Consider the following 22,423-nt stretch of genomic DNA (forward strand, 5'->3'; position numbering starts at 1 on the left):
TTATCTAGGGTTTAAAACGATAAATGGAATGATGACTTCTTCTAAAGAAACACCTCCATGTTGATAGGTATTTCTAAAATAGCTTACATAATGATTGTAATTGTTAGGGTAAGCAAAGAACAAATCACCTTTGGCAAAGATAAATGAGCTACTCATATTAATAGTGGGCAGGTGTATGCTTTTTGGATCTTTGGCTTCGAGTACATCTTTTTGTTCGTAAGTAAGACTTCGGCCGGTTTTGTAGCGCAAATTGAGACTGGTATTTTTGTCTCCTATTACTTTAGACGGGTTTTTGACATTTATGGTACCGTGATCTGTAGTAAGCACAATTTTGAAGCCGAGCTGTTGCGACTTCTGAATCATTTCTAATAATGGAGAATTTTTAAACCAGCTTTCAGTTAAGGAACGATAGGATTTATCATTAGAAGCTAGTTCTTTAATAACTTCCATTTCTGTTTTAGAATGACTGAGCATGTCAACAAAATTATAGACTAAAACCGTAAGGTCATTCTTTTTAAGAGAATTGAAATTCTCAACGAGTTTCTTTCCGCTTTTTAAATTGGTGATCTTGTGATATTCCCAAACCAAATCTGTCAAGCCTAAGCGCTTGAGCTGTGCGGCGAGGAATTTATCCTCATTAAGGTTTTTACCTCCATCATCGGTATCATTGAGCCAAAGGTCTGGGTGTTGTTTTTCCATCTCACTTGGCATCAGCCCAGAAAATATCGCGTTACGTGCGTATTGTGTTGCTGTGGGGAGAATACTATAATAGGCACTTTCACTTTCTTTTTTATAATAGTTACTTATAATAGGTTCAAAAGATTTCCATTGATCATATCTCAGGTTGTCGATCACTATGAGTAATACAGGCGCATCGTCTTTCTTAATTTGAGGTAAGATTTTGTCTTTAAATAAGGTATGAGACATGGTTGGCCTATCTTCGTCACTAAACCAATCTTCATAATTACGCTCGATGAATTTAAAGAACTGACTGTTGGCTTCCGTTTTCTGAGATTCTAAGATCTCGTGCATGCTTTGATCTTCGATATTCTCTAATTCGAGCTCCCAATAAATAAGCTTTTGATACAATTCTGCCCACTCTTCATATGTATTTACCTGAGCCATATCCATGGCTATTTTTCTAAATTCCTGCTGATAGTTGAGCGTTGTCTTTTCAGAAACCAAACGGCTGGTGTCAAGATTCTTTTTGAGACTTAGCAAAATCTGGTTGGGATTAACCGGTTTGATAAGGTAGTCTGCGATTTTAGAACCAATAGCTTCTTCCATAATATATTCTTCCTCACTTTTTGTGATCATAATTACAGGAAGCGTATCGCGCTTTGCCTTGATCTCACTCAGAGTTTCTAATCCGGTGAGTCCGGGCATATTTTCATCAAGAAAAACAACATCAAAGTTTTGTTCTTCAACAAGGTCAATCGCCTCGGTACCACTTTGACACGTGGTTACTTCATAGTTTTTCTTTTCTAAAAAAAGGATATGTGGTTTGAGTAAATCGATTTCATCATCTACCCATAATATTTTTATCGTACTCATAATAGTATATTTGTGATGCTTGGTTTTATAAAAACCACATGCTTACGCATTTTGCGTTATCAAATTTTAAAAGCCTTTCGCGTTGAAGACCGCTAACAAACTTACGATAATTAACGACCCTATATATGGGTTTATTACCATACCCAACGGACTCATATTTAACCTTATTGAACATAAATACTTTCAGCGTTTACGCAGGATTTCGCAAATGGGTTTGTCTTATTTAGTATATCCCGGGGCGCATCATACTCGTTTTCATCATGCAATAGGTTGTGTTCATATAATGCAAAAGGCACTTGAAAAGCTTGAGCAGAAAGGTGTTAGAGTTTCTTCAGAAGAAAAAGAAGCTACAATGGCTGCGATTTTATTGCATGATATTGGTCACGGCCCATTTTCTCATGCTATGGAAAATAGTATTGCAGAAGGGGTGCATCACGAGCAAATATCGCTTCAATTTATGGAGCAGCTCAACGATGAGTTTAACGGAAATTTAACCCTGGCTCTTAAAATTTTTAAGGGAACGTACCACCGTCCTTTTTTACATCAGTTGGTCTCAGGTCAGCTTGATATGGATCGTACCGATTATCTCAAGCGCGATAGTTTTTATACCGGGATGGCTGAAGGGAATATTAATACAGATCGTATTCTGGCAATGCTTAATGTCAAAGATGACGAACTGATGGTAGAAGAAAAGGGGATCTATACAATAGAGAAATTTCTTGTAGCCCGCCGTCTGATGTATTGGCAGGTGTATTTACATAAAACCAGTCTTGTTGCCGAGCAAGTATTGGTAAAAGTTTTAAAGCGTGCAAAATATCTAACCGAAAGTGGTCAGGTTTTGCCGGCCAGTAAGGCGTTAAGTTATTTTTTGAAGAAAAAAAATGCTGAAGGTGTTTTTGATCAAGAGGCGCTAGAAGTTTTTTCAAACCTTGATGATTATGATATCATATCGGCTATGAAATCCTGGTGTGATGCCGATGACTTTGTTTTGAGTACCCTTTGTAAGATCATCATTGACCGAAAATTACCTCGCATTAAAATCAAGAAAAAACCCTTTAAGAAAGAATTTATACAAGAAGAGCGTGAACGTGTAAAAGTGCATTATGACATTACTGATGAAGAAGTAGATTATTTTGTATTTACCGGTACACTTACCAATCAAGCTTATACCTTAAAAAAGGAAGCTATAAATATATTGACGAAAAAAGGAAAGGTTATCGATGTTATTTCGGCTAGTGATCAGTTGAGTTTAAAGGCCTTATCAAAGGTGATCACAAAAAACTATATCTGCTATCCGAAGCACTTAAATTAAACCCTTTTTTTCTATTTTTGCGATGATGAAATTTACAGCTGAACAAATTGCTGGAATTTTAGAAGGCTCTGTCGACGGAAACCCCAATGCAGAAGTTTCTAAACTTTCAAAAATAGAAGAAGGTACACAGGGATCGCTTACTTTTTTGGCGAATCCAAAGTACACACCATATATATATAAGACTAAAGCTTCAATCGCTATAGTTGATAAAGATTTTCAACCAGAACATGATATTGAGGTTACTTTAATTCGTGTTGAAGATGCCTATAAATCATTTTCTAAGCTACTTGAATATTATAACCAAGTAAAACTGAACAAATCAGGGATAGAACAACCCTCATTCATTTCGGATACGGCTGAGTACGGTGAAGACCTATATTTGGGTGCTTTTGCCTATATAGGAAACAACGTTAAGATTGGGAACAACGTTAAAATCTATCCTAATGTTTACATTGGCGATAATTGTAAAATAGGAGACAACTGTGTGCTTTTTCAAGGTGCTAAGGTCTATTCAGATTGTGTTCTTGGAGAAACAGTTTATGTGCACAGTGGTGCTATTATAGGCGCTGATGGTTTTGGCTTTGCTCCTGATGAAAATGGTGAATACTCGCGTATTCCGCAAACCGGTAATGTGATTATTGAAGACAACGTAGACATAGGAGCGGGTACTACGATAGACCGTGCAACACTGGGTTCTACGATTATTCGCAAAGGTGTTAAACTTGACAATCAAATTCAGATCGCACATAATGTGGAGATTGGAGAACATACAGCAATAGCCGCACAAACCGGAATCGCAGGTTCTACAAAAATTGGTAAAAACTGTATGATTGGAGGTCAGGTAGGAATCGTGGGGCATATTACCATTGGGGATCGTGTACGTATTCAAGCACAGTCTGGTATTACCAGAAATCTTAAAAATGACGAGGCCGTTCAAGGTTCTCCGGCATTATCATATAATGACTTTAATAAGTCATATGTACACTTTAAAAACTTGCCGAGTCTGGCAGAACAATTAAATAATTTGGAAAAACAAAAATCCAATGATAAGTAAAGCTGAAGGAAAGCAAAAAACAATCGCCGGTGAGGTTTCCTTAACCGGCGTTGGTTTACATACAGGTAAAAATGTTACACTTACATTTAAGCCGGCTGATGAAAATAACGGTATGTTCTTTAAGCGCGTAGATCTTGAAGGACAGCCAATTATTGAAGCGAATGCAGATTATGTGGTGAATACCCAGCGTGGGACAAACCTTGAGAAATCTGGAGTTCATATTCAAACAAGCGAGCACGTATTAGCTGCTTGTGTAGGTATGGGAATAGATAATATTTGTATCGAACTTGATGCTTCAGAACCTCCTATTATGGATGGTTCTTCTAAGTTTTTTGTTGAAGCTTTAGAAAAAGTAGGGCTGAAGGAGCAAGAAGCTTGTAGAGAAGAATATGTGGTTACTGAAGTGATTAGTTATGTTGATGAAAAGTCAGGAAGCGAAATCATGCTCATGCCTGCTGAAGAATATCAACTGACTACAATGGTAGACTTTGGAACAAAGATTCTAGGCACGCAAAATGCAAGTATCAAAAGTATCACCGAGTTTAAAGATGAAATTTCAGATTCAAGAACGTTCAGCTTTTTGCACGAGATAGAAATGCTGTTGGAAAACGGCTTGATCAAAGGAGGGGATCTTAATAATGCTATTGTTTATGTAGATAAAGAGTTATCTCCAGAAACAATGGATAAGCTGAGACAAGCTTTTAATAAGGATAATATTTCAGTTAAATCAAACGGTATTCTTGATAACCTAACCTTGCATCATCCTAATGAAGCAGCGAGACATAAATTGCTTGACGTAATTGGTGATTTAGCTTTGGTTGGTATGCCAATTAAAGGAAAAGTGATTGCGAATAAACCGGGACATTTTGTAAATACACAATTTGCAAAAAAACTGAAGAAAATAATCAAATTAGAAAAACGTAATAACGTTCCTTCTTTTGACTTATCAAAACCTCCGGTTAAAGATGTCAATGAGATTATGGCAATGTTGCCCCATAGACCACCTTTCTTGCTTGTAGATAAAATTCTAGAAATCACAGATACAGGCGTTATAGGTCTTAAGAATGTGACGATGAATGAGCCATTTTTTGTTGGTCATTTTCCGTGTTCGCCAGTAATGCCGGGTGTACTTCAGGTAGAAGCCATGGCACAAACCGGTGGGATTTTAGTATTGAGTACTGTTCCCGATCCCGAAAATTATCTTACGTATTTCATGAAGATTGATAATGTACGCTTTAAACAACAAGTACTTCCCGGAGATACGCTTATATTTAAACTAGATTTACTATCGCCTATTCGTAGAGGAATTTGCCATATGCAAGGTAGCGCCTATGTTAATGGTAAATTAGTTTCAGAGGCTGAGCTCATGGCTCAAATAGTAAAAGTAAAGAAAGACTAGATTTATGAATCAACCCTTAGCATACGTACATCCTGGAGCTAAAATTGCCAAAAACGTGGTGATCGAACCGTTTACAACCATTAATAATAATGTTGTAATTGGGGAAGGCAGCTGGATAGGATCAAACGTTACGATTATGGAAGGTGCGCGCATCGGTAAAAATGTAAATATTTTCCCCGGGGCCGTAATATCTGCAATTCCGCAGGATAAAAAGTTTGACGATGAAGATACGGTTACGATCATTGGCGACAACACAACGATTAGAGAGTGTGTGACCATAAATCGTGGTACTACAGACAGAATGAAAACCCAAATAGGAAACAATTGCTGGATTATGGCCTACAGCCATATTGCACACGATTGTATTGTGGGAGATCACTGCATATTTTCAAACAACAGTACGCTTGCCGGGCATATTGTTGTAGGTGACCACGTTGTTTTAGCGGGTATGGCTGCGGTGCAACAGTTTTGTACCATTGGTAGCCACGCATTTGTTACCGGTGGATCATTAGTACGTAAAGACGTTCCTCCTTATGTAAAAGCAGGACGCGAACCGTTGTCTTACGTCGGAATCAATTCTATTGGTTTGAGACGTAGAGGATTTACCACTGAGAAAATCAGAGAAATTCAAGACATTTATCGTATTCTTTATCAGAAGAATTATAACAATACCCAAGCTGTGAATATTATAGAGGCTGAAATGGAAGCTACTCCAGAACGAGATGAGATTCTTCAGTTTATACGTAATTCACAACGTGGTATTATGAAAGGGTATTTTACCGCTAATTAATTTCAGTAAAAAAATAGATTAAAACATACATATGGCAACTACATCAGATATTCGTAATGGGATGTGTATTCACTACAACCATGATATTTATAAAATAGTTGAATTTTTACACGTAAAACCAGGTAAAGGACCTGCTTTCGTAAGAACAAAATTAAAAAGTGTAACTAACGGAAAAGTTTTAGATAATACCTTTTCTGCGGGTCATAAGATCGAAGAAGTACGTGTTGAGACCAAAGGCTATCAGTTTTTATATAGTGATGGTGAGTGGTATCACTTTATGAATACAGACGATTACACTCAGATACGTCTTCTAGAATCTGCTTTAGATCAACCCGGACTTCTAAAGGAAGGGGAAGTGGTTTCTATTGCTATTAATACCGAAGACGGCCTGCCGCTATCTGTAGATATGCCTGCGCACGTTATTCTGGAGGTTACTGCAACCGAACCTGGTGTAAAAGGAAATACTGCAACCAATGCTACAAAACCTGCTACTGTAGAAACAGGTGCAGAAGTAAACGTTCCTTTATTTATCAATGAAGGAGATAAAATCAAAGTAGAGACTGAAAAAGGAACCTACAAAGAGCGTATCAAAGAATAAGTAATTGAAGTTTCCTCAAAAACATACTTTAGAACAAATTGCTACAATTCTCAATGTAGATTATGTTGGCGATGCTGATTTTCCGGTTTTGGGAATGAATGAAATTCATGTTGTAGAACCCGGAGATATTGTTTTTGTTGATCATCCTAAATATTACGATAAAGCTTTAGCTTCTGCAGCGACTGTTGTTTTGATAAACAAAAGAGTAGATTGCCCAGAAGGTAAAGCTTTACTTATTTCTGAAGATCCGTTTGCCGACTTTAATAAGCTCACAAAATTCTTTAAACCTTTTCAAAAAGCGACTTCTTCGATAGCTGCTTCAGCAACAATTGGTGAAGGAACCCATATTCAGCCTAATTGTTTTATAGGAAACAATGTGCGTATAGGTAAAAATTGTTTGATACACGCAAATGTCAGTATTTATGATAATGCGGTGATAGGCGATGGGGTTACCATTCATTCTGGAGTCGTTTTGGGTGCTGATGCTTTTTATTATAAAAAGCGGGAAACAGGCTTTGATAAATTACTTTCCGGTGGACGAGTTATTATCAAAGATCACGTTGATATTGGTGCTTTATGTACTATAGATAAGGGCGTTTCTGGGGACACGATTATTGGAGAAGGTTCAAAACTTGACAATCAAGTGCACGTAGGTCACGATACACAGATAGGAAAACGTGTACTTATTGCGGCGCAGTCAGGAATTGCGGGTTGTGTAGTGGTAGAAGATGACGTTGTCATTTGGGGGCAAGTAGGAATCGCTAGCGGAATTACCATCAAAGAGAAAGCAGTGATTTTTGCACAGAGTGGAGTAGGCCGTACTTTAGAAGGAGGGAAGTCCTATTTAGGAACTCCTGCTGAAGACAGTAAAAAGAAGTTTAGAGAATTGGCTTCCATTCGTCAAATTCCTTATATTTTAGAACAAATAAAAAAATAAAATGAGTCAATCTGCAAAGGACCTCGTTAGAGGTTTATATGAATCTGATTTTTTTAATGATTCAAGTGTTCTTAAAAAGTTTTTACATCAAGATGCAGAATTGTATTGGAATGCCTCTACGGGATTTTCTAAGATGACTTACGATGATCTTGCCGATATGTCTTCAGAAATGGGTAAGTCGTTCATATCGTTGCGTTGTTCAATAAGTCATTTGATCTCTGAGGATGACAAAGTAAGTGCACGGTTAACCTATTACATAAAAACAGTTGAAAATCCTGATGAAGAAGTAGGTATCATTCATTTTATGGCAATTTGGGAGCTTAAAGACGGATTGTTGTATCGCGGTTATCAAATTAGTCAACCTAGCGACGATGACCCGCAAAATAATGATGCACACATTCGTATAAAGTCCTAAAATTCCTTTAGCATTCAGCTTTAAAAAATTATTTTTGTTACCACAAAATTCAAACAACTCATGAGCGTTTTAGTAAATAAAGATTCCAAAATAATTGTACAAGGTTTTACCGGAAGTGAAGGTACCTTTCACGCTGGTCAAATGATTGAATACGGCACTAACGTAGTTGGTGGTGTAACACCGGGAAAAGGTGGTCAAACGCATTTAGAAAAGCCTGTTTTTAATACTGTAGAAGATGCAGTTAAAGAAACCGGAGCTGATGTTTCAATCATCTTTGTACCGCCGGCATTTGCTGCTGATGCGATTATGGAATCTGCTGATGCAGGGATCAAAGTGATCATCGCGATTACTGAAGGTATTCCTGTAGCAGATATGATTAAAGCTGCTGATTATATTAAAGATAAAGATTGTCGTCTTATCGGCCCTAACTGTCCTGGTGTAATCACTCCGGGTGAAGCGAAAGTTGGGATTATGCCTGGTTTTGTTTTCAAAAAAGGTAAAGTAGGTATTGTTTCAAAATCAGGAACTCTTACTTATGAAGCTGCAGATCAAGTAGTAAAACAAGGCTTAGGTATTACTACAGCAATTGGTATTGGAGGTGATCCAATTATCGGGACTACTACTAAAGAAGCTGTTGAATTATTGATCAATGATCCTGAAACTGAAGCTGTGGTTATGATTGGTGAGATTGGAGGACAATTAGAAGCTGATGCTGCAAAATGGATCAAAGCAAGCGGAACTACAAAACCGGTAATTGGTTTTATCGCAGGTGAGACTGCACCGGCAGGTAGAACAATGGGGCACGCAGGGGCTATTGTTTCAGGAGAAGGAGAATCTGCTGCAGACAAAAAGAAAATCTTAAAAGAAAACGGAGTTCACGTTGTTGACTCTCCTGCTGAGATTGGTAAGAAAGTTGCCGAGCTATTGAGCTAAGAGCATTTACATAATAATATAAAAAAAGCCTGGCTATTGATAGTCAGGCTTTTTTATTCTCGAAAATCACATATTCAATTTCAAAATATACCGGATATTGGGTATTGAGGACTGTTAAATTTTATAGCATTTTTAACAATTATAAATTTTAACAGTTCCCTTATGAAGATAAAACTACTTGTACTTTTAACCTTATTTAATTTTTCAGCGGCGCTTTGCCAAACAAGTCTTGGACTATCCGCTGCAGAAGAAAAGGAAATAAAAGATTACAAAAATTCCCAGAAATATTTAGTTACTACCATAGATAACATGAGTAGTTTGGACGATGAATCAAAATGGTCTGTCTTGCTTAACGCAAACAAAACGTTGAAGCTAAAAACGCCTAAAGTTGCTTTTGAAGATGATTTTTTAAATAATCTTCAAGCCATTGACGCATTGGATATCAGCAACGCTGAAAAATTCCAAAAATTAAAACAAGCTCAGGAAGAGGCTGCAGCGAAGGAGCGTGCACTTCGGGACGAGACTATGCTTGCTCTACAGGCTTTGAATGAAAACAAAGCCGAATCGGCAAATACTAAAGCTGAAACTACAGTATCAGAGGCTCCTCAAACAGAAATTGCAGTAGCTGATTCTGAATTAGATGCTGCACCAAATACTGGCAATACAGTAGATACTAAGGAAACAGCTCCATTGACTACAACAGATCCTCAGTCAAACGTTTTGGATAAAAAATTACAAGAAAGCTCTGCAGTTATTGCTGTTGAAGAAACTTCGGAAGAAACACCTGAAGTAATTGCCACTGCTGAGACTACTCCGGAGGATCAACAAGCTGCAACTCCTGATTCAAACCAAAACCTTTTGACATCGCTTGCAGAAGTTGCCAAGGAAAGTCAGACAGAATCACAGGAGTCAGCTCAACCAGAAGAAGTATCAAACACTCCGGCAACTGTATATTTTATAAGAAATAATGGTTTTGCGGGAAGTGGTACCAAATTTCACATTTTCATCGACACTGATTATAAAGGTATGATCAAAGGAAAAGATGTTATTAAAACTGAAGTTAGTCCAGGACAATACAAAATAAGTGGTGTTTCAGGAACAGCAATAATTAAATCAGCTTATCAGTTACCGGTTACTTTTAAGGCGGGTCAAACCTATTATTTTTCAGCAAATAATAGTGGCATGGAATATCTTGAATTAGCCACTAAGAATACAGGCGTTTACGATGAGCTCCAGAAAAAATTGAATAAAAATATTGATTATGTTGAAGTAGATCAAAAAGATATTGATAAGTATACAGAGCGATTTCAAGAAACCCTTCAAGAAGCTGAACAGTTCCCAAGTCAAGTTGTCATAAACGGAAAACCTGCAGCAGGAAGAAGAAATACTTCTTTTCAAGAAGACTATCCGTTGCATAAAACAGGATTGAGCATTAACGATCTTCCTTCAAGCACAGCTCTTACAGCTGCCCATGATGCTTCAATAAATGAATATATTGATGATATAGCTGCTGCTAAATCTTCAGAAGAAATGGTTGCAATAGCACAAAATATTGCAGGGATTGACACAGAAGCACCTTTGCTTAATCTTAGAGATCAGGCTTATAAAGAGATTCTAAAGCTTAAAGAGAAAGAAGGGTTTAGAGCGGTTAATACTTCCACCTCAAATGTATTGATGGGAAATGTTGAAGCCAGAGACAGGGTTAAAAATTCTGAAGTGAATGAAACTACAGGGTTAAAATATCGAAGAAGTTCTTTGTATACGCTGATGATTAATGATGATTCTCGAGAGCATTTTGGTCACATTAGAAACACCTTTGGAAATATTGAGCTTTCAGAAAAATTTAATAACCACAATATAGGACCTTACCTAATCAATACTGCAGGAGGTATTGATGATCAAACCGAAGCGATCAATCAATTTTTTATTCAAAATCAAACGGCAAAAGAATTGGTTGCAAAGTGGTTTAATAGAGATGTTGACGGCAATTTTGATATGGAAGTCATAGCGAATCGCGGTTCATATAATGCTTCAGACTTGGATGTATTGGTAGCACAGGACAGTCAAAGAGGTCAAGCGCTTTTAGAGGATGCTGGTGAAGAACTCATTAAAAATACCTTTGTTATTGTCTATGATTTTAAATACACCAATAAGGAAGAAAAAGCCAAAAAGACTGGAGGTTTTCTATCGGCCCTGAGCACAGCTGCGTCTTTTGTCCCTGGAATGGAAAACGTTTCAACTGTAGTAGATGGGGTGAACTTGGCTCAAACAGCATTAGGTAAAGGTTATTTTGTGAAGACTACTGCTTATCTCTATCAATTAGAATGGAATGAGGAGGTCGCTAGCAGATTCTATAATGAGATGTGGATGGACGAGAATTCCTACGATCCCAATAGAAAGGCCGCTTTTGATAATACTGATATTTTCAAACTCAAATTTATAGGAACGCAAATAGCAAGAAAGAACTTACAATCCACCATTTTTTCTAATAAAACCAATAAAGATTTAATTGGTATTGCTACAGTGAGGGCCTCAGATAAATCTATCGCACAATTACAACGAGAATTTGAAGATTTCCGAGTAAAAACTCCTTTGCTTAGCGGGGATCCCATCGCTGCAAAAATTGGTACTAAAGAAGGTATCGAGAAGGGAGATAAGTTTGAAGTGCTTGAACAAGTTTTAGGTGAGGATGGTAAAACGTACTATGAGCGAGTGGGAACTATCAAAGTAGATAAAAATGAAATCTGGGACAATAGCTATTTAGCCGAAGAAGATACCAGTGCCAATTTATCTGGACAAACCTTGTTCAAAGGATCTTCAAACAAATACTACTCAGGTATGTTAATAAGACAAATCAATTAGAATCAATTATGAAGAATAAAATAAAAGTATCCTTAATCTTAATTCTTATTGGGATTTCCTGCTCATCCCTCAATGCGCAAAAACGGTTTGAAGATAGAGCAGATGAAGATACAGCCAATTGGCGTTATGAGATAGAGTGTGTAGGCACAGGAAAGCAAGGAACGACTTTAATTAAAGTTTGGTCTTATTCAAAAAAGCCTCAAGTTGCTGCAGAACAGGCAAAAAAGAATGCTATACATGGTATTATTTTTAAAGGAGTTCCTCAAGGAGAACGCGGCTGTGTAGCTCAACCTGCTTTAGCCCGTAACGCTAATATTGAACAGGAAAAGGCCGATTATTTTAACGCTTTCTTCAATAACGGAGGGAAGTTTCAAAAATTTGTAAGCCTTACTACAAACGGAGCGATAGCTGCAGGTGATCGTATTAAAATAAGCAGAAAAGAATATAAAATTGGAGTTATAGTTTCTGTGAATAAAAAGCTTTTACGCGATGAGCTTGAAGCTGCTGGTATAATAAGAGGCCTATCATCAGGATTTTAATTGGAATATTATGAAGAATATAAAAATACTACTTGTACTCGCAGGAGTCGTTTTCTCAATGATGAGTTCGTGCAAAACACCCGAAACCATTTCAGGGTACTATTCCTATGAGACCCAATGTTTGGGAAATCTAGGGGATGGAACGCAACTGGTTAAAAGTTGGGGTACAGGTTTAGATCGTAAACAAGCCGAGGCACAGGCACGTAAAAATGCGCTGCGCGATATAATGTTTAAAGGAGTTCGTAATGGAAATTCTTCTTGTGAAATTCGTCCTTTAGTGGTAAAACCTAATGCGCTTGAAAATTACGAGACCTATTTCAACAGATTTTTTTCAGAAAACGGAAAGTATAAATCGTTTGTTTCCTTACATAGAGAACCCTTTTTAGACAGAAAGTTTAAAAGTAATCCCAGAAGCGACGCCAAGGTTGCCTATGGATTGGAGCTTAAGGTACGCGTAGATGACTTAAGACAATTATTAATCAAAGATGAAATAATAGAGTAAAATGAAAAAGATTATTACAATACTTTTTTTGGCATTTTTTATTGGGCATATTCAGGCTCAAGCCAAAAAACCCACTTTAATGGTTGTACCTAGTGATAACTGGTGTATAACTAATGGTTATATGATGCAATTTGCAAATCAAGGTATGATCGAGACCATACCTGATTATAAAGCGGCCTTTCAACAGAGCTCAGATTTACTACTTGTGGTGAGTAAATTAAACGGCCTTATGGCAGACCGTGGATTCCCTTTGAAAAATATGGAATCTGTGATTAAATCGCTCAATTCGTACGCAGCAGAAGATGCACTTCGTTCTTCTAAAGCAGGTTCTGAGGTTGCAGAAAGTCCGGTTGATCGCTTAAAATCTATAGCAAAGGCCGATATAATTATGCAACTCACATGGACGGTGAATCAAACCGGACCTAAAAAGTCGATCACATTTAATCTTCAAGGTATAGATGCCTATTCTAACAAGCAAATAGCAACAGCGGCAGGAACAGGTGCACCGTCTTTTTCAGCAGAACTTCCTGTTCTTTTAGAAGAATCGGTACTTTCTTACATAGATGAGTTTGCAAATAGTCTACAAGATCATTTTGACGATTTGTTTGAAAATGGTCGTGAGATTACCATAAGAATCAAACGATGGGATGACTGGGGAGATGATTTAGAATCAGAATTTGGTCCTGAGCAAGAGGAGTTAGGCTTTATTATAGAAGATTGGATTGCAGACAACACCGTAAAAAACAGATTTTCTACGACAGATGCAACCGAAAACATGATGATTTTTGAACAAGTAAGAATTCCGTTATACTACACGAGAAACGGTCGTGAGCGAGCGATGGATACGCGTCGTTTTGCTAAAGGTTTAAGTGATTACTTAAAAGACACTCCATTCAATATCGTGAATAAATTAACCACGCGAGGATTGGGTGAGGCAACCATATTTTTAGGAAGTAAATAAAAAAATTATGAAAAACAGTATAAAATTCTGCTTTGCTTTAGCAGCAATGCTTTCAGTTACAAGAGTTGCTTTTTCGCAAAATACACTTTCTAGTTATGACGACTTAGGACGTTTAGAATTAACAAGCTATGTTTCTGATCAAATCGAATATTTACCCGTAGTAGCGCGTAATAATTTACAAAGTAAATTAGCGAGAGCGGTGAATCAATATGGCCTTGGCGGAAGTACGTCAAACGGAAGATTTATCATCACGCCTAATGTTTCGGTTTTATCAAAGAATGTCATTGCCAGTGCTCCCGCAAGTATAGCGGTAGTGCTAGACATTGGTCTTTTTGTAGGGGATGGTGTTTCAGGAACAAAATTTTCTTCAGGTTCTATTACCGCTAAAGGTGTAGGGAGAACAGAGGCTAAAGCCTACATCAATGCGTTTAAACAAATTAGCCCTGAGAATAAGGAGTTTAAGCGCATAATTGAACAGGCAAAACCCAAGATCCTAGAATACTATAATACAAGGTGTGATTTTATTTTAAACGAAGCTAAAGTTGCAGCAGCACAGAATAAGTTTGATTTGGCTTTACTTCATCTAACCACAATCCCGGAGGTGAGTAAAGACTGTTATACTCAAGCTTCTGCATTAATCCCTGAGCTTTATAATCAAAAAATCGATAACGAGTGTCTGCAAAAAGTTAATAAAGCTAGAAATGCCTGGGCAACAGATCCTTCTTCTGCAGGAGCAGCTGTAGCGGGTAAAATACTCGCTTCAATTAATCCAAATGCTTCTTGTTATAAGGATGCAGTAAAGCTATCAAAGGAAATTGGTGACAGGATGTATGAACTTACAGACAGAAAATGGGATTATATTTTAAAACAACAAGAGTTAAATGCCGAAGTGCAAAAGGCTTCGCTTGAAACCACACGAGAACTAATGAATGCCTATTTTTCAAATCAGCCACAAACGATAATGTACAACGTGCATGGGTGGTGGTAAGTCTATGATTTAAAAAGCTTCAGTAAAAACCAACGCGTAATGTGTTGGTTTTTTCGTTTGCATACACCGCAAGTTTCCTATATTTACGGCTATTCAAATGAACTTACATTAGACATATCAATTTAGAATGAAACTTTTAGAAGGAAAAAATACAATCATCACCGGCGCTAGTCGCGGAATTGGAAATGGCATAGCCAAAGTTTTTGCTCAAAACGGTGCAAATGTGGCCTTTACTTATAGTTCTTCAGCTGGTCCCGCAGAAGAGTTAGAAAAGGAATTAACTGCTATGGGAGTGAAAGCAAAAGCCTACAAATCTGATGCATCTTCTTTTGAAGCTTGTCAAGATTTGATCAAACAAATAAGTGAAGATTTTGATTCTATAGATGTTTTGGTTAACAATGCAGGAATCACAAAGGATAACTTGTTGATGCGTATGGGCGAAGAGGATTTTGACAAAGTACTCGAAGTGAATCTAAAGTCTATTTTTAATATGACCAAAGCTGTTCAGCGCACCATGCTAAAACAGCGCCACGGAAGTATTATCAATATGAGTTCTGTTGTCGGAATAAAAGGAAACGCAGGTCAGGCGAATTATGCTGCTTCAAAAGCAGGAATCATTGGTTTTTCAAAATCTATGGCTCTTGAATTAGGATCGCGAAATATTCGTACTAATGTTGTTGCTCCTGGATTTATCGAGACAGAAATGACAGCAAAACTTGATGAAAAAGTGGTTGCAGGATGGCGTGATGCAATTCCGTTAAAAAGAGGTGGTACACCTGAAGATATCGCGAATGCTTGTGTATTTTTAGGAAGTGATATGAGCGCATATGTTACAGGTCAGGTTTTACAGGTTGATGGCGGAATGTTAACCTAATTCTTCCTTAACAAAGACTAATCATTTATGACGGCATCCACAGGTATTTACATCATCCTCTTAGGGATAATAGCTTTGGGTGCCGCTCTATTTTTATACTTCTACAAGCCGGAGCGGTCAAAAAACTTAAGACTGTTACTGAGTGGCTTACGTTTTATAAGTGTTTTTTCGGCTTTGCTTCTTTTGTTAAATCCTTCATTTAAGCAAGTCAGCTACCTTACAATTAAACCCAAGCTTGTTTTAGCTGTAGATAATTCAGCATCGATGCGTCTATTAGGCGACACTTTGCAGCTTAAACAGGCAGTACGTGATATCCAGAATAATAAAGCGCTTAAGGAACGTTTTGATATCGATACTTATACATTTTCTACAGATGTTGCAACACATAATAGTCTGACGTTTGACAAAGAACAAACCAATATTGCCAAGAGCATTACAACATTCGATAAGGTGTATAAAAATCAGGAATACACCACGGTTTTTATCACTGACGGTAACACCAACTTAGGAGCCAATTACCGCTATGTAGCAAAACAATCTGCCGATGTCGCTCGTAATTTTATTGTGGTGGGAGATACTGCAGCCTATGAAGATTTGCGTATAGATCAGGTAAATGTTAATCGATATGCATTTATAAATAACCAATTTCCGGTGGAAGTAAACGCCTCGTATTTAGGGACCAACACGGTTGATGCTAAGGTTAATGTTTATACCAAGGGTCGTGTCGTTCACAGTGCGCGCACCACTTTTTCTGAAACGGAAAATACGCATCAATTCAGTTTTTATTTAAATGCTGAAACGCGAGGTGTACAAACCTATTCGGTAGTTATAAACGAGCTTCCCGAAGAGCAAAACACCACGAATAATAGTAAAAGTTTTGCTACTGAAGTAATCGATCAGCGTTCTGAAATTTTGGTGGTTTATGGCGTATTGCATCCAGATCTTGGCGTTTTAAAAAAGAGTATAGAAAGTAATGAACTAAGAGAAGTAAAGCTTCAGTCTATTGAGAAGGTTACTGATGAAATGCTTAATACTTCTGATTTAGTAATTCTTTTTCAGCCTGATACTTCTTTCAGCAATATTTATGAACAACTCAACGCAAGCAACAAAAATAGGTTTACGATTGTTGGCTTAGATAGTAATTTATCTTTTTTAAACAATGTTCAAAATACGTTCATTCTTCCTCGAAGCAGGCAGTCTGAAGCTGTTCAACCGCTACTGAATACTTCGTTTTCTGCATTTCAATTGAATGGAATAGCGTTTAGGAATTATCCACCGCTTGAATCTATTTTTGGCGAAATCACACTTTCAGGCGCAAGCGATGTGCTTCTTTACCAGCGCATAAATGGTGTTGAAACAGGAAATCCCTTACTCGGAGTGACAGAGATTTCCGGCCCCCGTGAAGTGTTTTTATTTGGGACAGGAATATTTCAATGGCGCAGTCAGACCTATTTAGATCAAGGTGATTTTGAAGCATTTGACACCTTTATTGATAAATTAATTCAGTATTCAGCCAGCGATCAAAAACGCACCCGACTTGATGTAGATTATGAGCGCTTTTATTACGGCGGAATTTCAACAGTGATCACTGCACAGTACTTTGATAAGAACTATGTTTTTGATCCGGGAGCTCAGCTGCAGATTCAAGTGTTTGATCAGGAAGGGCTGGTGTATGAATCACCAATGGTTTTTAATGGAAGTACTTACGAAGCTCAACTCACTAGTCTTGAACCCGGCGATTATACATTTGAGGTGCGTGCATCAGCAGATAATTTGACTGTTGAAGGAAGCTTTACGAGTATTCCGTATGCTATTGAAGAGCAAAATTTGAACGCCGACTATGCAACTATGCAAATTGTCTCTGAAGAAACAGGAGGTCAAATTCAAACTATTGATAAAGCGAATGAAGTTATAGATAGCATTCTGGAAAGTTCAAAATATAGCATTGTAGAACGAGCCATTGAAAAAAATGTACCTTTGATAGACTTTACTTGGTTGCTGATACTCATCGTAGTAAGTTTAACAACCGAATGGTTTATAAGAAAATACAACGGACTTATCTAATAAATAAAAAATCATATAATGGAACGATTACCTAAAATTGGAATACCCATAATCATCGGAGTTATTATTCTGGTGGTCATAATCGCAAAATCTGCGGTCACCATAGAATCTGGAGAAGCAGGAGTACTTTATAAACCTTTTGGCGGAGGAGTAGTTACCGAGCAACCACCGCTTGGTGAAGGTTTTCACATTGTTGCACCGTGGAACAAAGTTTTTATCTACGAAGTTAGACGCCAGGAATTAAAAGAAATTATGAATGTGCTTTCTTCTAACGGTCTTGATATCAAATTAGAAGCTTCGGTATGGTACAAACCAGATGCAGCCAACCTTGGGAAATTGCATCAGGAAATAGGAGAAGATTATCTTAACCGAATTTTATTACCTACCATTAGATCGGCTGCACGATCTGTGGTTGGTCGTTATACTCCAGAGCAGCTTTATTCTTCTAAAAGAGATGCCATACAAGCTGAAATTTATGATGAGACTAAAAAAATTGTAAAGAATCAATACATCGTGTTGGACGAAGTCTTGGTTCGAGATGTTACGCTACCGGCAACAATAAAGCAAGCAATCGAGCGTAAACTGCGTCAGGAACAGGAATCTTTAGAATATGAATTTAGATTGATTTCTGCGCAAAAGGAGGCAGAGCGTCAGGTTATTGAAGCGCAAGGTAAAGCAGATGCAAATAAGATCTTGAGTCAGTCGCTTAATGATCAAATCCTAAAAGATAAAGGGATTGAAGCTACACTTAAACTTTCGGAGTCAAACAATTCAAAAGTAATTGTTATCGGTTCTGGAGACGGCGGACTGCCAATTATTTTAGGAAACAACTAGGGATAATTTTAAAGAACTAAAAAGGCGAATCCTAATCAGATTCGCCTTTTTTTATGCTTTTTTCATGCGTACTTCTCGGTCCCGTCTTAATTGCGCACGTTGCTTTGATTGAAGCAGTAGTTTCGCTTTAGCAACCCAGTTGTCGTTAACGATACGATCGGGGAAGAAATGAATCAGATCCGTTACAATTTCAATATCCCGAGCATTGAATTTGCTTATTTGGTCATAGGTGTAAATGCCAATGGTATTCAATTTCTCTTCAGTATAAGGTCCGATACCAATAATTTTCTGAAGATTATCTGCATCATCAGCGCTAGCGGCTCCTATTCTTGAAAAATCCAGGTCTGTTCGTAGCGCTTCGTCTTCCTCAGGCTTGGTGATTTCAGTTTTCCTTTCGGCTGCGACCTCATATTCATCTTCTAGGAAATCATCTTCCAGTTCAATGGCCTCATTTTCGGGTTTATCAGAATATTTTTGACGCAGTAAGTTTACTTTTTTAACATAGCGGCTTTTTTGATAATAATAAGCAAAGAAGTAGCCGATCATAAAAGCACCAAACATCAATACAGCAACCTCTATATAAATAAGAGGCACCGAAAGGTTGTCGTTATTTGCTTGAATTATAGCTAGTAGCATCATTACTTAAATATCAATTCATAGCGATTATTGAGCTCTATTTTATCCTCCATTTCTCGAGGATATAAGGGGTCTGCTTCTCCTTTAGAAGTTGCAATAACTTGATTTTCAGGTAAATTAAAGCTTTTAATTATAAACTGCCTAATTTTTTGAGCCTGTTCTAATGCTATTTTATAATTATCGCGATCATCGCCTATATGATCTGTATGGCCTATAATTTCAATTTGTGTCAGTGGGTTTATTTTTAGCTGTCGCTCCACTTGAGCTAAGAATTCCGCTGCTTTTTGATCGTGTACCAGACGTGCCAGTTTAAAAGAAGGTCTAAAGGTGAGGTCTGCTTCAGGTCGAGGTGTTTTAGATGCTTTAGATTTTTTATTGAGTTTAGCCAGGCGTAAACGCTCTTCATCTTCTTCAATGGCCCGCTGGTTACGTTCTAAGCGTTCTTGAATATTGTTTATTAAAGCATCATAATTTCCTGTTTCAGCAAAACTACTATCTTGGTAAATCCCTCTTTTTTTAGATGCATCTTCAGATTCTTTAAACAGGGTATCGGTTAATTCTAAAGTGTTTATCCTTTTGGTAGCATTTATATTGGATTCTACAGAAACAGAAGCTGCTTTAAATAAGCTTTTACGATTGGAAGCTCCGGTAGTGTTTAAAAAATATAGACCTACTACACACCAGCAGGTAAATACAGAAAACGCTATAAGAAAATTCTTCATCGCTAATCAATTTGCTCAAAAATAAGGTATTGTAACAAAATGATCATCATGTTGTTAAATCTATTCGATATAATGCACGCAAAAAGTATTTTTTTTATAAATTCGTGCCGCATTATGAGAAGAACAGTATTACATCATCATCATTTTTATTCACGCACTCAAGCGAGGTAAAGATGTTGTATATGTAATTTATATATAAAATAACAATAACCCGTTTGAGCCGTTCAAACGGGTTTTCTGTTTAGAATGGCTTAAGCCAAACAAACCAATCACAATGACTAAAAAAATTAGAATCGCCATTCAGAAGTCAGGAAGACTCAATGAAGATTCACTACAAATCCTAAAAGATTGCGGCGTGTCAATAGACAATGGTCGTGATCAGCTTAAGGCTAATGCTGCCAATTTTCCTCTGGAAGTATTCTATCTGCGTAATGGTGATATTCCTCAATATTTGAGAGACGGTGTTGTAGATATTGCTATCATAGGCGAGAACGTACTTATTGAAAAAGGCGACGATATTGCAATTGCACAAAAACTTGGGTTCTCAAAATGCCGCGTTTCTCTTGCCGTGCCTAAAAGCACAAAATATGATTCGGTCAAAGATTTTGAAGGAAAAAAAATCGCTACTTCTTATCCCAATACGGTTATGAACTATTTAAACCAATTTGGTATCAAAGCCGATTTACATATCATTAATGGTTCTGTTGAAATTGCACCTAACATTGGTCTTGCAGATGGTATTTGCGATATTGTTTCTAGCGGAAGTACGTTGTTTAAAAACAACCTGAAAGAGGTTGAAGTGATGCTAAAATCTGAAGCAGTACTTGCTGTTTCACCTAAAATTGATACTGAACGTCAAGTAATTTTAGACAAACTTTTATTTAGAATACGGGCCGTTTTAAAAGGAAGGGATTACAAATATGTGTTGCTTAACGCACCTAATGATCGCTTGGAAGAAATTATAGGTTTACTACCGGGAATGAAAAGTCCAACGGTGCTCCCTTTGGCTGAAGAAGGCTGGAGCAGTGTGCATTCTGTGATTGATAAACATGAATTTTGGGAGGTTATCGATAAACTAAAAGACTCTGGAGCACAGGGCATTTTAGTAAGTGATATTGAAAAAATGGTGTTGTAATTTCATTTTGATAAAACTTAGTTTTTATGAATAAAGTTGAAAATCCTGATCGCTCCACTTGGGAAGGTTTATTAAAACGTCCTACACAAACCTATGAGCAAATCGAGGGCACCGTTCTAGAAATTTTTGATGCAATTAAAGCGGAAGGAGATATTGCGGTTAAACGCTATACTGAGAAGTTTGACGGTAGCGCACAAGACGAACTTCAGGTTTCACCACAAGAGCTTGAAGAGGCTGGCGCAGTATTAAATTCAGAATTAAAAGAAGCTATTGCACTCGCTAAAAAGAATATTGAAGCTTTTCACGAGGCTCAAAAAACAGCTCGTGTTGAAGTGATTACCGCACCGGGTGTACGTTGCTGGCAAGAAAAAAGACCCATTCAAAAAGTTGGTTTATACATTCCAGGGGGTACAGCTCCTTTGTTTTCTACTATTTTAATGTTGGCGATTCCTGCGAAAATTGCAGGTTGTAAAGAAGTGGTTTTATGTACGCCTCCTGACAAAGAAGGAAAGATCAATCCGGCAATTTTGTTTACCGCAAACCTATGCGGAATTGATAAAATATATAAAGTTGGAGGGATTCAGGCCATTGGCGCGATGACTTTTGGTACGCAAAGTATTTCTAAAGTATACAAGATTTTTGGTCCGGGCAATCAATTTGTTACGGTTGCAAAACAAATGGCAACCAAGTTTAACGTGAGCATAGATATGCCTGCCGGACCTTCAGAATTGCTCGTGGTTGCAGACGATACAGCAAATCCGGCTTTTGTTGCTTCAGATTTATTGAGTCAGGCAGAGCACGGTGTTGACAGTCAGGTGATTTTGGTTTCGACCTCCAAAAAGCTTATCGCTGCTACAGAACAAGAACTTCAAGAGCAGCTCGAGCGCCTTCCGCGTAAAGCGATCGCAGAAAAGGCAATTGCCAACAGCAAACTTATTTACCTTGAAACAAAGGAAGAAGCGCTTGATCTTATTGACGCTTACGGTCCAGAACACTTTATCGTATCTACAGCAGACAACGCGTATTACGTTAACAACATTTCAAATGCAGGATCTGTATTTATAGGTAATTTTACCCCAGAAAGTGCCGGCGATTATGCTTCTGGAACCAATCATACCTTACCCACAAACGGATATGCTAAACAATACAGCGGGGTAAACTTAGATAGTTTTATGAAGAGTATGACCTTTCAGGAAATTTCTGAGCAAGGGATGCAGCATATTGGTAAAGCCATCGAACTTATGGCAGAAGCCGAAGGTTTACATGCACACAAAAATGCAGTGAGTTTACGCCTACAATCATTAGATAATTAAG

At 37.6% G+C, this 22,423-nt stretch carries 21 protein-coding genes; 18 read left to right on the forward strand and 3 right to left on the reverse strand.

Annotation, left to right across the window (positions count from 1 at the left end; genetic code table 11):
- Positions 1-1,554, reverse strand: a complete 1,554-nt coding sequence (gene porX, locus MED217_RS08780) for a T9SS response regulator signal transducer PorX (protein WP_009780152.1) — start codon at positions 1,552-1,554, stop codon at positions 1-3.
- 82 nt (positions 1,555-1,636) lie between these two features.
- On the opposite strand from porX, the gene MED217_RS08785 reads away from it, so the two are divergent.
- The 16 genes from MED217_RS08785 (at position 1,637) to MED217_RS08860 (ending at position 18,616) form a co-directional block, all read left to right on the forward strand.
- The gene (locus tag MED217_RS08785) at positions 1,637-2,866 is read left to right on the forward strand and encodes an HD domain-containing protein (protein WP_009780153.1); all 1,230 of its coding nucleotides are present in this window, start codon (positions 1,637-1,639) and stop codon (positions 2,864-2,866) included.
- Between the two features lie 25 nt (positions 2,867-2,891).
- Positions 2,892-3,920 carry a UDP-3-O-(3-hydroxymyristoyl)glucosamine N-acyltransferase gene (lpxD, locus tag MED217_RS08790; RefSeq protein ID WP_009780154.1) on the forward strand — a complete coding sequence of 343 codons (1,029 nt, stop codon included), beginning with the start codon at positions 2,892-2,894 and terminating at the stop codon, positions 3,918-3,920.
- Entirely contained in the window at positions 3,910-5,319 is a 1,410-nt protein-coding gene (locus MED217_RS08795; protein WP_009780155.1) for a bifunctional UDP-3-O-[3-hydroxymyristoyl] N-acetylglucosamine deacetylase/3-hydroxyacyl-ACP dehydratase, read from the forward strand. Before lpxD ends, MED217_RS08795 begins: the two co-directional genes overlap by 11 nt.
- Before the next feature lie 4 nt (positions 5,320-5,323).
- On the forward strand, positions 5,324-6,109 hold the full coding sequence (gene lpxA, locus MED217_RS08800; RefSeq protein WP_009780156.1) for an acyl-ACP--UDP-N-acetylglucosamine O-acyltransferase: 786 nt from the start codon (positions 5,324-5,326) through the stop codon (positions 6,107-6,109).
- Positions 6,110-6,140: 31 nt separating this feature from the next.
- Positions 6,141-6,707, forward strand: coding sequence for an elongation factor P (efp, locus tag MED217_RS08805; RefSeq protein ID WP_009780157.1), 567 nt, complete (start codon positions 6,141-6,143; stop codon positions 6,705-6,707).
- Positions 6,708-6,711: 4 nt separating this feature from the next.
- Entirely contained in the window at positions 6,712-7,644 is a 933-nt protein-coding gene (locus MED217_RS08810) for a UDP-3-O-(3-hydroxymyristoyl)glucosamine N-acyltransferase (protein ID WP_009780158.1), read from the forward strand.
- Position 7,645: 1 nt separating this feature from the next.
- A complete protein-coding gene (locus MED217_RS08815; protein WP_009780159.1) occupies positions 7,646-8,059 on the forward strand; it encodes a nuclear transport factor 2 family protein in 414 nt (137 codons plus the stop codon).
- Between the two features lie 60 nt (positions 8,060-8,119).
- The gene (gene sucD / locus MED217_RS08820) at positions 8,120-8,992 is read left to right on the forward strand and encodes a succinate--CoA ligase subunit alpha (protein WP_009780160.1); all 873 of its coding nucleotides are present in this window, start codon (positions 8,120-8,122) and stop codon (positions 8,990-8,992) included.
- A gap of 162 nt (positions 8,993-9,154) precedes the next feature.
- Positions 9,155-11,854 (forward strand): DUF2846 domain-containing protein, encoded by a 2,700-nt coding sequence (locus MED217_RS18510; RefSeq protein WP_009780161.1) that lies wholly within the window; start codon positions 9,155-9,157, stop codon positions 11,852-11,854.
- An 8-nt stretch (positions 11,855-11,862) separates the two neighbouring features.
- Positions 11,863-12,393, forward strand: a complete 531-nt coding sequence (locus tag MED217_RS08830; protein WP_009780162.1) for a hypothetical protein — start codon at positions 11,863-11,865, stop codon at positions 12,391-12,393.
- A gap of 10 nt (positions 12,394-12,403) precedes the next feature.
- The gene (locus MED217_RS08835) at positions 12,404-12,895 is read left to right on the forward strand and encodes a hypothetical protein (RefSeq protein ID WP_040532688.1); all 492 of its coding nucleotides are present in this window, start codon (positions 12,404-12,406) and stop codon (positions 12,893-12,895) included.
- A gap of 1 nt (position 12,896) precedes the next feature.
- Positions 12,897-13,856 (forward strand): DUF6175 family protein, encoded by a 960-nt coding sequence (locus MED217_RS08840; RefSeq protein WP_009780164.1) that lies wholly within the window; start codon positions 12,897-12,899, stop codon positions 13,854-13,856.
- Between the two features lie 7 nt (positions 13,857-13,863).
- Positions 13,864-14,844, forward strand: coding sequence for a hypothetical protein (locus tag MED217_RS08845; RefSeq protein WP_009780165.1), 981 nt, complete (start codon positions 13,864-13,866; stop codon positions 14,842-14,844).
- Between the two features lie 127 nt (positions 14,845-14,971).
- A complete protein-coding gene (gene fabG / locus MED217_RS08850; protein WP_009780166.1) occupies positions 14,972-15,718 on the forward strand; it encodes a 3-oxoacyl-[acyl-carrier-protein] reductase in 747 nt (248 codons plus the stop codon).
- A gap of 27 nt (positions 15,719-15,745) precedes the next feature.
- Entirely contained in the window at positions 15,746-17,782 is a 2,037-nt protein-coding gene (locus MED217_RS08855; protein ID WP_009780167.1) for a vWA domain-containing protein, read from the forward strand.
- A gap of 18 nt (positions 17,783-17,800) precedes the next feature.
- The gene (locus MED217_RS08860; RefSeq protein WP_009780168.1) at positions 17,801-18,616 is read left to right on the forward strand and encodes a prohibitin family protein; all 816 of its coding nucleotides are present in this window, start codon (positions 17,801-17,803) and stop codon (positions 18,614-18,616) included.
- A 51-nt stretch (positions 18,617-18,667) separates the two neighbouring features.
- On the opposite strand, the gene MED217_RS18515 is transcribed toward MED217_RS08860, so the two are convergent.
- On the reverse strand, positions 18,668-19,255 hold the full coding sequence (locus MED217_RS18515; RefSeq protein WP_009780169.1) for an NADH dehydrogenase-like protein: 588 nt from the start codon (positions 19,253-19,255) through the stop codon (positions 18,668-18,670).
- Entirely contained in the window at positions 19,255-19,974 is a 720-nt protein-coding gene (locus MED217_RS08870; protein ID WP_009780170.1) for an OmpA family protein, read from the reverse strand. The genes MED217_RS18515 and MED217_RS08870 overlap by 1 nt, the downstream gene beginning before the upstream one ends.
- Positions 19,975-20,248: 274 nt before the next feature.
- Here MED217_RS08870 and hisG point away from each other — a divergent pair, with 274 nt between their 5' ends.
- On the forward strand, positions 20,249-21,109 hold the full coding sequence (hisG, locus tag MED217_RS08875; RefSeq protein WP_009780171.1) for an ATP phosphoribosyltransferase: 861 nt from the start codon (positions 20,249-20,251) through the stop codon (positions 21,107-21,109).
- Positions 21,110-21,135: 26 nt separating this feature from the next.
- Positions 21,136-22,422, forward strand: coding sequence for a histidinol dehydrogenase (gene hisD, locus MED217_RS08880; RefSeq protein WP_009780172.1), 1,287 nt, complete (start codon positions 21,136-21,138; stop codon positions 22,420-22,422).
- Position 22,423: the final 1 nt, after the last annotated feature.

Origin of the sequence: Leeuwenhoekiella blandensis MED217 (assembly GCF_000152985.1) — a bacterium.
GTDB lineage: Bacteria > Bacteroidota > Bacteroidia > Flavobacteriales > Flavobacteriaceae > Leeuwenhoekiella > Leeuwenhoekiella blandensis.